Origin of the sequence: Clostridium sp. (assembly GCF_051278035.1) — a bacterium.
Lineage (GTDB): Bacteria > Bacillota > Clostridia > Clostridiales > Clostridiaceae > Clostridium_AD.
In genome coordinates, this window is the sequence record NZ_JBNMNU010000116.1 from 1 (window position 1) to 13818 (window position 13818).

Consider the following 13818-nt stretch of genomic DNA (forward strand, 5'->3'; position numbering starts at 1 on the left):
GTAGGTGTAAAGAATGTGGGTTCATGGAATGAAAGTGAATTGTCTTACCCTGGGAGATCTCATGGACATGCAGAGATGAATTTCAAAACATGGTCGAAATGCGGAGCAAGATGTGTTTGTAAAACTAGCTTCTATATATGCAGAGGAAGAATTAGTTAGTATAAGTGAATTGGCTAAAGATTCTGTAGGTGAATTTTTGAATTTAAATAATGGATTATATCTTGTAGCTATGTCTAAAATTGGAGTAGAATTAGAGATGGAACCACAGTCAATTTGTTTTGATAACACAATTTGTACTACATATGTGCTTCCAATAGAATTACCTTTTGGTAAAATAGAACTTATCATATATCATTTATAGTAAGATGGACTGCTGGAGTATATTCCAGCAGTTTTATTTATAATTTTTTTAGAACTAGCACTGTTCTACTTGGGGAATAAATTGTGATTCCAATTTTATTGTCTTTACCGTGTAAAATTTTTGTGTCATAAATATAATTTGAAGATATTCTATCATATCCACCAAATATTTTTTGGTCACTGTTAAATATAACTTTGTATTTACCAATCTCCGCAGTTGGAAGTTCATATTCTTCGAAAGATTTTGTTGGATTAAAATTAAATAAGAATATTAATCCACTTTTTCTAAAGGCAAGTAAATTTAAATCCTCATCACTCCAAAGATTCATCAAATCACTCGCTCCCAATATATTATGTGACTTAAAGAAAGTTAACGTTTCTTTATCAAAAATCAACAAGTAATCATAAACTAGATTTTTATTATCTATTAAACTCCATTGTCGTCTTGCATAATGGAAACTCCAATTATTACCTTCTCTTGGAAAATCAATCCATTCGGGGTGACCAAATTCATTGCCCATAAAATTTAAATATCCTTCACCCCCTAAAGATATAGTGAGAAATTTAATTAATTTAATTATTTCAACAGCTCTATTTATAATGGAGTTATTATCTGTTTTTAACATGTGGTTATACATTGCAGGACCTGCTAAACGAAACATTAAAGTTTTGTCGCCTACTAGGGCTTGGTCATGAGATTCGGCATAGCCAATACATTTTTCCAGGGGACGTCTATTAGTTAGTTCATACCATAACTGTCTCATGCTCCAATTCTCATCAGTACGTTCCTTGAGTATTTTCACCCAAAGATCTGGTATTCCCATAGATAAGCGGTAATCAAAACCTATTCCGCCATAGCCTACAGGAAGGGCTATACCCGGCATACCACTCATATCCTCAGCAATTGTAATTGCATCGGCTCTAACTTCTCTAACTAAGTCATTGGCAAATTGAAGATATGTGATTGCTTCTACATCTGTATCCTCACCAAAGTATTTGCTATAATCAGTAAAAGCTACCCCTAAACCTTGGTGATGATATAACATTGAAGATACGCCGTCAAAGCGATACCCATCAAAATGATATTCTTCAAGCCAAAACTTAATGTTGGACAATAGAAAATGAATAACTTCTGGCTTACCATAATTAAACAGTTTTGTGTCCCAAGCAGGATGACTTCCTTTGCTTCCGGTATGAAAAAACTGATAGTCCGTTCCATCAAATTCGTTTATTCCTTCTGCTATATTTTTAATAGCATGAGAATGTACCAAATCAAGTAATACTGTAAGCCCCATGGAGTGGGCTGTATTAATTAATAGCTTTAGTTCATCTGGAGTACCGAACCAAGACGAAACTGCAAAGAAGTTTGATACTTGATAACCGAAAGAAGCATAGTATGGATGTTGCATAATTGCCATAAGTTGTATAGTGTTATATCCTTCTGATTTTATTCTAGGAAGTATATTTTGCGTGAATTCTTTAAAAGTACCCATATCTTCTTTTTCTTGAGCCATACCAACATGAGTTTCATATATAAGTAATGGTTTTGAATGATCCACTTGAAAGTCGCTATCTTTCCAAACAAAAGGAATATCTGGCTGCCATATTTGACCGATAAAATCTTTAGTAACTGGATTTTGTACTGTTCTTTTAATGTAAAGTGGAAGTCTATCTTTGGATTCACCTTTGGCCACTATCCTAACCTTTACATTTGACAAATGTTTAAGGGCATTACTACCGCTTAAAAATATTTCCCAATTACCATTCCCTATTTTTTTTAAGGGATGGGACTCAGAATTCCAAAAATTAAAATCTCCAATTAGATATAGAGCCTGCGCAGCTGGTGCCCATTCCCTATAATACCAACCTCCATCGCAGCGATGGAAGCCATAAAACAAGTTTCCATTTGCAAGGGATTTAAAATTAGAATAGTTAGAAAGCAAGACCTTTTTAGTTTCTTCATATCGATTTACTCTTAAGCTAATATCTTTTTCAAAGGGTTTGAGATAGGGGTCAATGTCCAATATTTTTATATTGTTTTTTTTCTTATGGTTATCCTTCATAAAAAATCTCCTCCTATTATAATAATTATCTAAAACATACAATTATTATGTTTTTCAAATAAAAAGTATTATATATATACTTCAACTTATTATGTTTGATTTCCTCTTTTATTTGTAAATTTTATGTAAAAGCATTCTATTTTGATCTCGAAATTCCTGCTAAACAACCATATTAATCAATTTATATACTAAAATGTTTAAATGCAAGGTAAATGGTGTACATGCTGCTCCAAATTTAATAGTTGGTCTAGTTCCTTAGTAAATCATAGTAGCTAATAGAATGTATATAAAAAGTACGAATTATAATAATTCGTACTTTTTTTTATGTTTAGTCTTCTTCTATGTAAGTAATATTACCATCAAAAATATAATTAAAAGAAGTTTTTGTGCCTTCTAATACATGCATCATTTTTTCAATTACAACTTGTTCTTCCTTATTAGTTGTGATGGAAAGTGTGCCTTCTTCATTAACTTCAGAATTTAAATCAAATTCATATATAAAATCTTTTATAAGTCGTATCCATTCAGATATATCATTTGAACCTAAACTTTCTTTTTTTGCAAAGTTTTTTAAAGTTTTCTCTAGTTGTTTTTTTGGAAATCTCAATATATTTGCCATTATTTTGCCTCCTAATTTTAACTCTAATAAAGTATAACATAAAAATTTAACTCGAACCAATGTTCAAAGGTTCACTCTTATAGGGGGTTTTATATTTTAAGTAAACTTTAAATCAAAAATATATATAGATGTATAGATTATTAGGCTTATACTATGTTATTATTGAAGCTAAAAGTGAAATGAGGGATAAACATTGGATAAAATTAAGACAAATGCCATGAGAATTCTTGATAAGGCTGGAATTCCATATAATGCATATACATATGATCATAGCGATGGATTAATAGATGGTATATCCGTTGCACTAAAAATGGGGCAGTCTGTGAGCCAGGTATATAAGACACTTGTGACTAAGGCGGGAAGCAGAGAATATTTTGTTTTTGTAATTCCTGTTGCGGATGAACTTGACTTAAAGGCGGCAGCAAGAGCAGTGGGCAAAAAAACTATTGATATGATTATGGTTTCAGACATTAATAAGGTAACAGGTTATGTTCGTGGAGGTTGCTCACCAATAGGAATGAAAAAAGAGTATAAAACTGTTTTAGATAGCGCGTGTACATCACTTAATACGTTCATTATCAGTGGTGGGAAAATAGGTCATCAAATTGAAATGTCACCAAAGGATTTAATAAATCTTATTAGTTGTAATACAGAGTCGATTACTATGAAGAAAAATATATAGGAAAATAGGAGGGGATTTAATGAATAAGGAAGTTATAAGATTTGGAGTTATAGGAACAAGTAATATTACAGATTGGTTTTTAAATGGAGCAGCGCAAGTTAGTGATTTTGTTTTAACAGCCGTATATTCAAGAAGTGAAGAAAAAGGTAAGGAGTTTGCAGAAAAACATAATGCAGAATATGTTTTTACAGATTTAAATGAAATGGCAAAAAGCGATTTAATTGATGCTGTGTACATTGCATCGCCAAATGCCATTCATTCAGAGCAAGCCATATTGTTTTTAAACAATAAAAAACATGTATTATGTGAAAAAGCTTTTGCTTCAAATACAAAAGAGGTAATTAGTATGATAGAAGCTGCAAAAGACAATCAGGTTATTTTAATGGAGGCTATGAAGACAACACAACTGCCTAATTTTAAAATTATTAAAGATAATCTACATAGAATAGGTAAGGTAAGAAAATATTTTGCAAGCTATTGTCAGTATTCTTCAAGGTATGATAAATATAGGGAAGGAATAGTGTTAAATGCATTTAATCAAAAACTATCTAATGGTGCTTTAATGGACATAGGAGTTTATTGTATTAATCCTATGATAAATTTATTTGGTAAACCAAAGGAAATAAAAGCAAATGCTTTAATTCTTGAATCTGGTGTTGATGGAGAGGGTAGCATAACATTTAAGTATGACGAAATGGATGCTGTAGTTATGTACTCAAAAATAACGAATTCAAAATTACCTTCAGAAATTCAAGGAGAAGAGGGGAATATAGTTATAGAAAATATTAATAAATTTGAAAAGGTAAAAATAGTTTTTAGAGATGGAAAAGAAGAAGATCTAACACAATTTCATGAAGAGCATGATATGTGCTATGAAATTGGAAGTTTTATAAGCACTATTAAAAACGTTGATATGGAGGGGTGCTCTAATTTACTACAGACTTCTAAATGGGTGATGGAGACAATGGATGAAACAAGAAAACAGATAGGACTTATTTTTCCAGCAGACTTAAACTAAAATTAATTCTACAATAACATAAGAATATATTATATAATAGAATCAAGTTTTTAATGTTAGTAATAATGTTTAAAAAAATTTATTGTTAGGATGTGTAAAAATGGCAGAGATTAAATATGAAATAAAAGAAACCCTAGGTTCTCTATCAGAATCTTCTAAAATGTGGAAAAAAGAGTTGAATTTAATAAGCTGGAATGATAAAGAAGCAAAGTATGATATTAGAGACTGGTCACCTGAGCATGAGAAGATGGGTAAAGGGCTGACTCTTACAACGGATGAGTTAAAGTTACTTAAGGATATACTTAACAAATTGGAATTGTAGTAAATAATGACTTATAGGATATTAGAATAATTAGTAATAATTTACATTTGATGTGTGTGAAGAACTTAATATTAGGTGGTGCCAAATAATATATATAAATCTGGGTATTATATATATTAAGAGGTGATTTTATGAAAATCAAGGCAGCATGTATTATATTTTTAGGTGTATGTATCATTGGATTCTATGGGGTTTTTGGTACAACACCTGTAGTTCAAGTTTTTAACATGTCTCAAAAACAACCAATGATATCTCAAGGTAAATTGAAAATTATAAACGCTGTATCCGTTGTTAAGCGCGGGGAAACCGGTCTTATAACAATACAAGGAATACCCAATACTAGGTATAACATTACGACTTCTTATAAAATAAAAGACAAAACAATACCCGTTATTCAATGGCGCAAAACAGATGGGATAGGAATGACAACATTCAACTGGATCGTCAATGTGAAAACAATTGCTGGAACTTATGATGCGACGATCTCTGGTGGAGGAGATATACTTAAGACAAACCATACGGTTGTGCCACGATAAATTTCAATTACTGAAGTTAGATGATTATAACTGATAACATCTAGAAAGTATTTTATATTTTCTAGGTGTTTATTATTTAAATTTAAGTAACTTTTTACACTTTACTATCGTCTTATACTTAAAGTGAAATAAATTATGGTATTATAGAATAAACTTATTTGTAATGAGATTTTAAAATCAAAATACATAAAAAATACAGGAGGTATGTGGCACTATGAAAAAACACACTTGTGTTATATTATTATTCCTTACATTTGCGTTGCTAACTGGTTGTGGCAATGGATTAACAAGCAAAGTATCACCTCCAGAAAATACAGGTAACTCTAAGCCCCAAAAAAATAGTTCGAAAGAAACTGTTGTCACGGCTAATATAGGTGATTACTACCCGTTTAAAGAGAGCATAAAGTATACGTATGCTGGAGAAGGTAATGAATATGCAACCTATTCAGTGTTTGTGGACTATTTAAGAGGAAATCGCCAGCAGATTAGAGTTAATAATGGTGGTACAGAGACGGTGCAAGTACTGGAAAACAGTGATGGAGAATTAAAACGTATATATTCTAAGGGAGAAAATTATTATAGAGAAGATGTTACTTCAAAGAGTAATGAAAATGATGTTTTATTAAAGGAGCCACTTATAAAAGGTAATTCTTGGACATTGTCAGATGGAAGTAAACGAAGTATCACAAATCTTAAAGTTGCTATAAAAACTCCACTAGCAAGTTATGAATGTTTAGAAGTCACAACTGTAAGAAAAGAAAATACAAACAAAGAATATTACGCACCAAATATTGGACTCGTTAAGACCTTATTCACAGGTGAGAAAAATTACGAGGTAAGTTCTTCATTAAGTAAGATGGAGAATAACGTTCCCTTTGTTCAAACAGTAAAATTCTATTATCCAAATGGGAATGACAGTTTCAATTATATCACAGAAAAAACCCTTTCTTTTAATACGAATGATATAACAAAAAAAGAATTTGAAAACTATTTTAAGAAAGCTCCGAATAAGAATGAAGGGAAATTAATTAGCGCTAACACAACAATAAAAAGTCTTTATTTGAATAAGGATAATATGGTGTATGTTGACTTTTCAAAAGAATTTACGCAGGAAATGAATGCTGGAAGTGGTTATGAAAGCCAGATACTTCAATGTATTACTAATACACTGGGTGATTATTATATGGTAAAAAAGGTTTATATAACAGTGGAAGGTGCTCCTTATAGTTCCGGGCATATTTTAATGAAGAAGGGTGAAGCTTTTGTTGTAGATCACAAAAACACTAAAGAATTATAAGAAGAGAAAAGGGATTACATCTTAGTAATTCCTTTTTGTCTTATAATTAATTATTACTAATATATTTAACTTTAAATTGTATATATGCAAACTATGGTATAATTGTAAAAGATAAATTTTTCATACCACTTATAGAAGATTTAGGAGGTAACCTTATGATTGATTCGCATATACATACAGAATTTTCACTAGACTCTCAAATGAAAATTCAGCATGGTCTGGAACATTCTAAAAATATCGGCATAGGAATGACTATTACAGAGCATTTAGATTTAAATTTTCCAACAGGAGAAGATTTCAACTTTGATATAGATAAGTATTTTAATGACTATGACAAGTATAAGAGTAATAAATTTATGCTTGGAATTGAAATCGGCATGCAATTAAATTGCCTAGATGAAAATAGAGCTATAGCAAGTAAGTATCCTTTTGATTATATAATCGGATCCATACATGTAGCTGATGGACAAGATATATACTATCCGAAATTTTATGAGGGTAAAAGTAAGAAAGACTCTTTTGAACAATATTTTGGAAGTATGATTGATTGCATCAAACAGTATGACTTTATTGATAGTTTAGGTCATATTGATTATATATCTAGATATGCTACATTTTACGATAAGGAAATACATTACGAAGAATTTAATAAATATATAGATGAAGTGTTAAATACTATAGTTAGTAATGAAAAAGTAATAGAACTAAACACTAGGAGACTGGGCAATAAAGAAGCATATAATAATTTAATTCATATTTATAGTACGTACAATAAAAAAGGGGGGAAATATGTTACTATAGGTTCCGATGCACATCATGCAGAACATGTTGGGCGAAACTTTAAACTAGCTAATAGTATATGTGAAATATGTAACCTTAAACCTGTATATTTTAAAAATAGAAAAATGGAATATATGTAATATTATTTTACTAGTATTTTTGAGGAGAATAGAAATGCAAAATAGCCAATTAATTAATCAAGTAATCGTATTATTCATTATTATAATGGTGGGTTTTTACGCTAAGAAAAAAAATTTTCTAAGTAACGCAGTTGATAGAGGTTTGTCGGAATTATTAATAAATATAACTTTGCCATTTATGATAATTACATCTTTTAATATTAAATATGAAGCACAGATGGTTAGCAATGCTCAAAAGATTTTATTATACTCATTTTTGATACATATAAGTCTAATATTTATTAGTAAATTATTATTCTTTAAGTTTCCAGAAAATAAACAAAAGGTATTTAGGTTTGTAACAATTTTTTCAAATGTGGGATTTATGGGTTACCCAGTTATTGAATCAATTTATGGAGGGGTAGGCGTTTTTTATGCGGCAATATTCAATATTCCCTTCAATATTTTTGTGTGGACAGTAGGCGTAATGATCTACACCGGAGAAAAGGATTTAAAATCGGTTAAAAAAGTGCTAGTAAATCCAGCTCTTATAGCCGTATTTATTGGTATGATTTTATTCCTGTTTTCAATTGAATTACCGATCCCTATTGAAGCTTCGTTTAAACTAGTGGGATCTACCACTACACCAATAGCTATGATAATTATTGGGTCAATGCTTGCGGAAATGAAGGTTAAAAGTATTTTTTCTGATTTGTCTATATATTATGCTACAATGGTTAGACTATTAGTAGTTCCATTAATTATTTATGTGGTAATGAAATTTCTAAAGGTAGATGAGTTGTTAATAAATATATGCGTTATACTTGAGGCTATGCCAGCAGGAGTAACAGCTGCAATAATTGCAGAGAAATATAATGGGGATCCTTTGCTTGCTTCACAGTGCATATTTATAACTACAATACTATCAGGAATAACTGTACCTATAATAATACTATTTTTATAGAATAAATGAATTCGTAGAACGGAGGGTTTGCAATGAAAGTTAATTTTACGGAAAATTTAGAAAAAGGTATGAGTTTTTTACATACTCAGGGTGCGTTTTTAACGGTAAAATCTGGTGATAAAATTAACACTATGACTATAAGCTGGGGAAGTGTAGGATATGAATGGAATAGACCTATATTTACTGTCTTGGTAAGAAAGTCAAGATATACTCATGATCTTATAGAAAATTCAGATGACTTTACTGTGAGCATACCCTTAAGTAAAGATCTAAAGAATGAGTTAGCAGTGTGTGGAAGTAAATCAGGCAGAGATATTGATAAATTTAAGGAGTGTAATTTAACCTTAGATGATAGTAAAAATGTTGATACTCCTATAATAGGTGAATGTGAACTTCATTATGAATGTGAAATTGTATATAAACAGGATATGAATCCACAATTTATGTCAAAAGACATGGCCGAAAGTTCTTATAAAGATGGAAATTACCATACTGTATATTATGGAGAAATAGTAGCAACTTATATGAAGTAATAAATTAGCCAATACGGGAATAGTACACAAAATTGTTATCTGGAATTACAAAAATACAAGTATTTTATAATCAAACTTGTATTTTTGTAATCTCAGCTAATCAATAAAGTGTACTATTTTTATTTGAAGGCAAATGACACTAGCAGTTATACATCGAATAGAGTTTTTTTCATGTTATTATATTTAGTAATATAATGACTTCTGTTTAATGAAATTTTAGTTAGTGCATAAGCTAATATATCAATTTCTGAGCGGGTATTATATAGTCCGAAACTAATTCTAACCATTCCAGGGCGGTACAAATCAGGATTAGTTATATGATCGCGCATAGACTCACTTGAAATATTTAATAGCTTAACAATGTAAGGCTGAGCACAAAAGCACCCACTTCTCACTGAAATACCCCATTCGTAAGAAAGGATTTTGGCGACTGTGGAGTGGTGAATTCCATCAATATTAAAGGGTATTATACTAACTCTGTCAACATCTTTAGAAGTATCACAATAAATTTTTAGATTTGGAATATTTTTGATTTGACTTATAGCATAGGAAGTTAATTTTTTTTCAAAGTTCTCAACATTAGCCATTCCAATTTTATTTAGACACTTAATAGCTGATGCAAGAGCTATAGAGCCCATAACATTCGGAGAGCCGGCCTCATGACGTTCAGGAGATCCATTCCATTTTATAAAATCATGAGTAACAATATCTACTGTTCCGCCGCCTACTAAATCAGGTTCACATTCATCCAAAATACATTTGGGACCAATTAATACTCCTGTGCCAAAAGGGGCATACATTTTATGAGCAGAGAAGATTAAAAAATCTATATTACATTCTTTATTATATTGAGTATTCATGATAAAAGGAGCGTGTGGTATTAATTGTGCACCGTCTACAAGTAGTTTTGAACCAAATTTATGAACCAATTTAGCTATATTGTAAATTGGGTTTTTATAACCAGTTACATTTGAAGCACCTGAAATCGTAACTAGTTTTATATAACCGTTATATTTATTTAATTTAGATTTTAAATCTTCTAAGGATAACTCGCCAGAATCATCTACAGATATATAATCTATAATAAATTTTTCTCTCCAAGGTAAATCATTTGAGTGGTGTTCCATATCTGTGGTTAGAATAACATTTTTTTTATTGGGCTCGTATAATAAGTTTGATAACTTATTAAAGGCCTCTGTGGAGTTTTTAACATAAATAACAGTATTATTAAAATCAGCATTCACAAAACCACTGATAATATCTCTAGACTCTTCATATAATCCAGTAGTTAGTTTAGACTTATATCCTTCCCCGCGATGAATGGAGGAATACCAGGGAGCAAAATCTATAATATCACTCATAACACATTTAAAGGGGGGGGTAGTTGCTGCATTATCGAAATTAATTGCGGTAACACTTTTTCCGGTTATTAAAGGCACCTTTTTATTTGCGCCAAGTATCAGATTTCTGTAGCTTGTACTATTACCTTTAGATGACACAATACTCCTCCTAATAGAATTATTTACAATATATAATATTAGCTGTGAGAGGAAAAGGTGACTAATAAGACCTGCAAAGTCATGGACATGATTATTTTATAAGTCTTTATAATTAATAATATGTTTAAAACAGGGATCTCCATTAGTGAAATAATCTTGTATAGTTAGAATTATATTAACATCTGGATAAAAAGAGGGCAATGTATCATCTTCAATAATTTTATAATACTCAGTAGAATAGCAAACGGTAAGACCGTAGTTTTTTAATGTAAAGCGCTGAACCTCACCATAACAATTTGGTTTTCCACCAGTGGGCTCGCCTAAAAATATTGCTGAGGTATTTTCTTTTAAAGAAAATACATTTAATAGGGCAGAAGAAAAGGTCTCTCGTCCTACTATTACAAAAAGGTTGCCTTTCTTATTAATCTTATGACAATGCTTAATATCCTCAATAAAGGGATCTAATAATGTAGAGTTACCACCAAAGTTATTTCGCAGGTCAATTACAAGTATTTTTACATCGTGTTCTTTAATAAATAGCATTAAATTTTTGCAAAAATTAAAAAGATCTATGTGTAACATGTCCCTACAAGCGTTATATTTAAAATAAATTATTTTATGAACAGATATGTATTGAAACCAGTAATATTTGTCATTGTTTCTTCTGTAAAGAGGTAATTTTTCTGCACTTACTAAATAATTATCAATTGAACGTAATGTTTCTCTACATTCTTTTATAGGAAGAGGAGTTATCTTTAGACAACCAATTGCTCCTTTTTCATCTTCAAATGTTAAGTCTAAACTATCTATATCATTCACAAGTTCTAAATCATATAAAATTTCAATAGCGGGTAAGTATTTAGGTATTTGTGAATTTAGATAGGATTCATTCTCATATGAAATAATCGATTTTAAAATATTAATAACATCTTCTATGGGAGTTCCGTTTACTTTTGTTATTTTACAATATAGGATATCCTTGTAAACTAAAGGGGCTGATATAACGTATATACCATCTGAAAACCAATACAATTTTAAGGGAAGCAAGAGATTAATTTGTAAGGGAACAGAGGTGTGCGCATCCTTTATTGATGCAATAATCTTAGCGATTTGCAATTTGATTTCATGGTTGCTTAGGTAGTCAACGTTTGCTTTTAGTAAAGAAATATCACTTAAAAACTCATTTTCATTCTTTTGTGCAAATAGATTTTTATGTTTTTTAGGAAGCTCGCAGCATAAGAAATTAATATCTTCTAACCACTTGGTATTTCTAATTAAATCCATAAATAATCTCCTTTTTTACGATTACTTAAATAGTCACATTACAAAAGCAATATATTTGTTGAAATATATTGCTTTTGTAATGTGAGTTATGCATTAACTATTTCATAAACCTCATTAAAATCAACAGTTACTTGCTCACCAGTCACCATTTTTTTTATAGTTGCAGTTTTATTTTCAGTTTCTGTATCACCTATTAAAATTGCAAAAGGAATACCTAATTTATTCGTATAGTTAAGTTTTTTTACAAGTTTAGAGTCTTCGAGGTATATCTCTGTAATTACCCCCTTAGCCCTTAAGGCTTTTGCAATAGAAATTCCATAATCAATATTATTATTATCTAGTGGGATTACTATTGCTTTTGTTATAGAAGTGCTATTATTATTATTATTATTATTATTATTAAAAAATCCAACTTCATTTAGTTGATAAAATAGTCTAGTAAGTCCGATTGATATTCCTACTCCAGGTAGTTTTTGCTTGGTATAATACTCAGCTAAATTATCATATCGTCCGCCTGAGCACACCGAACCAATAGAAGGGTATTCATTTAAAAATGTTTCGTAGACGGTGCCTGTGTAATAGTCAAGACCTCTTGAAATTTTTAAATCTATTTTGAAATTTTCCTGTGGAACACCAAACAATTCTACATATTTAGAAACTATTGAAAGCTCCTCCAAACCCTCTTGAAAGTTTGTATTACAAATATTTAAATTTTGTAATAATAATAAAATTTCTTTGTTGCTACCAGTCAAGTTAATAAATTCGAAAATTTGTTCTACAACTTCATTATTTAAACCATTACTGAGTAACTCTTCTATGGCATTGACTTTGCCAATCTTATCTATTTTATCAACAATTCTTAGAACTTCAGCTTTATCTTGGATTTTTAAATATTCAAAAAAACCGTTTAAAAGTTTTCTATTATTTACTTTTATCGTGAAATCTTTAAAGCCAAGATTATTAAATATAGAATAAATAATACTAGGTATTTCCGCATCACTAAAAATGCTCAAATTGTTATTTCCAACAATATCAATATCGCACTGGTAAAACTCACGGAATCGACCTTTTTGATTTCTCTCTCCTCTATATACTTTACCAATTTGGTACCTTCTAAAAGGGAAACTTAAAGAACTGTAATTTTGAGCCACGTACCTGGCTAGAGGAACAGTTAAGTCAAATCTGAGGGATAAATCATTACTGCCCTTTGTGAATCTATAAATTTGTTTCTCGGTGTCTCCGCCTCCTTTTGCAAGGAGTATTTCTGATTTCTCTATTATTGGTGTATCTATAGGCATAAATCCAAAGCTTTCATAGGTGTCCCTTATTGTGTCTGCTAATTTGTTAAACTGAATTTGTTCAGCTGGCAGTAATTCCATAAAGCCAGGTAAAATTGATGGTTTTACAATCTCTTTTTTCATTTTTAATGCCTCCCTTTAAAATATAAAAAACCGCATAAGTGATGTGCCTACGTGGGTGATATTAATTGTTACTCCAAAGAGTTTTTTAAATTATACTATAAATAGTTAAATTCTTCAACAACTAATATAAGATTTCTTGTATCTTTACTTAACAATAAAAAGCATATTAATAAATAATTTATATTGTATATCGAAATAATAATGGAGAATAGTATTATTTATAGTTGACAAGATTAGTGGGGTTTGATATTATATACTTAGAAAGTATAGTAAAACACTCTACTTTAAAGGGGTGATGAAATGAAACTATCTACTAAGGGA

Annotated in this window: 14 protein-coding genes; 9 read left to right on the forward strand and 5 right to left on the reverse strand. The window is 30.3% G+C overall.

The window, feature by feature from the left end:
* Positions 1–112: 112 nt before the first annotated feature.
* Complete coding sequence (locus ACJAX4_RS16015; RefSeq protein ID WP_435790453.1) at positions 113–361, forward strand: hypothetical protein; 249 nt, start codon at positions 113–115, stop codon at positions 359–361.
* A 37-nt stretch (positions 362–398) separates the two neighbouring features.
* Here ACJAX4_RS16015 and ACJAX4_RS16020 read toward each other — a convergent pair whose 3' ends face one another.
* A complete protein-coding gene (locus ACJAX4_RS16020; protein WP_435790454.1) occupies positions 399–2423 on the reverse strand; it encodes an alpha-amylase family glycosyl hydrolase in 2025 nt (674 codons plus the stop codon).
* Positions 2424–2751: 328 nt separating this feature from the next.
* The gene (locus tag ACJAX4_RS16025; RefSeq protein ID WP_435790455.1) at positions 2752–3042 is read right to left on the reverse strand and encodes a hypothetical protein; all 291 of its coding nucleotides are present in this window, start codon (positions 3040–3042) and stop codon (positions 2752–2754) included.
* Positions 3043–3235: 193 nt separating this feature from the next.
* Here ACJAX4_RS16025 and ybaK point away from each other — a divergent pair, with 193 nt between their 5' ends.
* From ybaK to ACJAX4_RS16065, 8 genes are all read left to right on the forward strand, one after another.
* Complete coding sequence (gene ybaK, locus ACJAX4_RS16030; RefSeq protein ID WP_435790456.1) at positions 3236–3724, forward strand: Cys-tRNA(Pro) deacylase; 489 nt, start codon at positions 3236–3238, stop codon at positions 3722–3724.
* A 19-nt stretch (positions 3725–3743) separates the two neighbouring features.
* A complete protein-coding gene (locus tag ACJAX4_RS16035; RefSeq protein WP_435790457.1) occupies positions 3744–4742 on the forward strand; it encodes a Gfo/Idh/MocA family protein in 999 nt (332 codons plus the stop codon).
* A gap of 100 nt (positions 4743–4842) precedes the next feature.
* Positions 4843–5064 (forward strand): YdbC family protein, encoded by a 222-nt coding sequence (locus tag ACJAX4_RS16040; RefSeq protein ID WP_435790458.1) that lies wholly within the window; start codon positions 4843–4845, stop codon positions 5062–5064.
* A 131-nt stretch (positions 5065–5195) separates the two neighbouring features.
* On the forward strand, positions 5196–5600 hold the full coding sequence (locus ACJAX4_RS16045; protein ID WP_435790459.1) for a hypothetical protein: 405 nt from the start codon (positions 5196–5198) through the stop codon (positions 5598–5600).
* A gap of 214 nt (positions 5601–5814) precedes the next feature.
* Positions 5815–6897, forward strand: coding sequence for a GerMN domain-containing protein (locus tag ACJAX4_RS16050; protein WP_435790460.1), 1083 nt, complete (start codon positions 5815–5817; stop codon positions 6895–6897).
* Positions 6898–7052: 155 nt separating this feature from the next.
* Complete coding sequence (locus ACJAX4_RS16055; RefSeq protein ID WP_435790461.1) at positions 7053–7817, forward strand: histidinol phosphate phosphatase; 765 nt, start codon at positions 7053–7055, stop codon at positions 7815–7817.
* A gap of 34 nt (positions 7818–7851) precedes the next feature.
* Entirely contained in the window at positions 7852–8760 is a 909-nt protein-coding gene (locus ACJAX4_RS16060; protein WP_435790462.1) for an AEC family transporter, read from the forward strand.
* Positions 8761–8792: 32 nt separating this feature from the next.
* A complete protein-coding gene (locus ACJAX4_RS16065) occupies positions 8793–9293 on the forward strand; it encodes a flavin reductase family protein (protein WP_435790463.1) in 501 nt (166 codons plus the stop codon).
* A 146-nt stretch (positions 9294–9439) separates the two neighbouring features.
* Here ACJAX4_RS16065 and ACJAX4_RS16070 read toward each other — a convergent pair whose 3' ends face one another.
* From ACJAX4_RS16070 to hisS, 3 genes are all read right to left on the reverse strand, one after another.
* Positions 9440–10792: an aminotransferase class V-fold PLP-dependent enzyme gene (locus tag ACJAX4_RS16070; RefSeq protein ID WP_435790464.1), complete on the reverse strand. Its 1353-nt coding sequence runs from the start codon at positions 10790–10792 to the stop codon at positions 9440–9442.
* 96 nt (positions 10793–10888) lie between these two features.
* Positions 10889–12076, reverse strand: coding sequence for a hypothetical protein (locus tag ACJAX4_RS16075; protein ID WP_435790465.1), 1188 nt, complete (start codon positions 12074–12076; stop codon positions 10889–10891).
* A gap of 86 nt (positions 12077–12162) precedes the next feature.
* Positions 12163–13497: a histidine--tRNA ligase gene (gene hisS / locus ACJAX4_RS16080; protein WP_435790466.1), complete on the reverse strand. Its 1335-nt coding sequence runs from the start codon at positions 13495–13497 to the stop codon at positions 12163–12165.
* Between the last annotated feature and the right edge of the window lie 321 nt (positions 13498–13818).

Bases quoted from the DNA above. Each gene is read 5' to 3' on its own strand.
- ACJAX4_RS16075 (WP_435790465.1), bottom strand. From the start codon at position 12,076: ATGGATTTAATTAGAAATACCAAGTGGTTAGAAGATATTAATTTCTTA.
- ACJAX4_RS16045 (WP_435790459.1), top strand. From the start codon at position 5,196: ATGAAAATCAAGGCAGCATGTATTATATTTTTAGGTGTATGTATCATT.
- ACJAX4_RS16060 (WP_435790462.1), top strand. From the start codon at position 7,852: ATGCAAAATAGCCAATTAATTAATCAAGTAATCGTATTATTCATTATT.
- ACJAX4_RS16040 (WP_435790458.1), top strand. From the start codon at position 4,843: ATGGCAGAGATTAAATATGAAATAAAAGAAACCCTAGGTTCTCTATCA.
- ACJAX4_RS16065 (WP_435790463.1), top strand. From the start codon at position 8,793: ATGAAAGTTAATTTTACGGAAAATTTAGAAAAAGGTATGAGTTTTTTA.
- ACJAX4_RS16020 (WP_435790454.1), bottom strand. From the start codon at position 2,423: ATGAAGGATAACCATAAGAAAAAAAACAATATAAAAATATTGGACATT.
- ACJAX4_RS16055 (WP_435790461.1), top strand. From the start codon at position 7,053: ATGATTGATTCGCATATACATACAGAATTTTCACTAGACTCTCAAATG.
- ACJAX4_RS16025 (WP_435790455.1), bottom strand. From the start codon at position 3,042: ATGGCAAATATATTGAGATTTCCAAAAAAACAACTAGAGAAAACTTTA.
- ACJAX4_RS16035 (WP_435790457.1), top strand. From the start codon at position 3,744: ATGAATAAGGAAGTTATAAGATTTGGAGTTATAGGAACAAGTAATATT.
- hisS (WP_435790466.1), bottom strand. From the start codon at position 13,497: ATGAAAAAAGAGATTGTAAAACCATCAATTTTACCTGGCTTTATGGAA.
- ACJAX4_RS16050 (WP_435790460.1), top strand. From the start codon at position 5,815: ATGAAAAAACACACTTGTGTTATATTATTATTCCTTACATTTGCGTTG.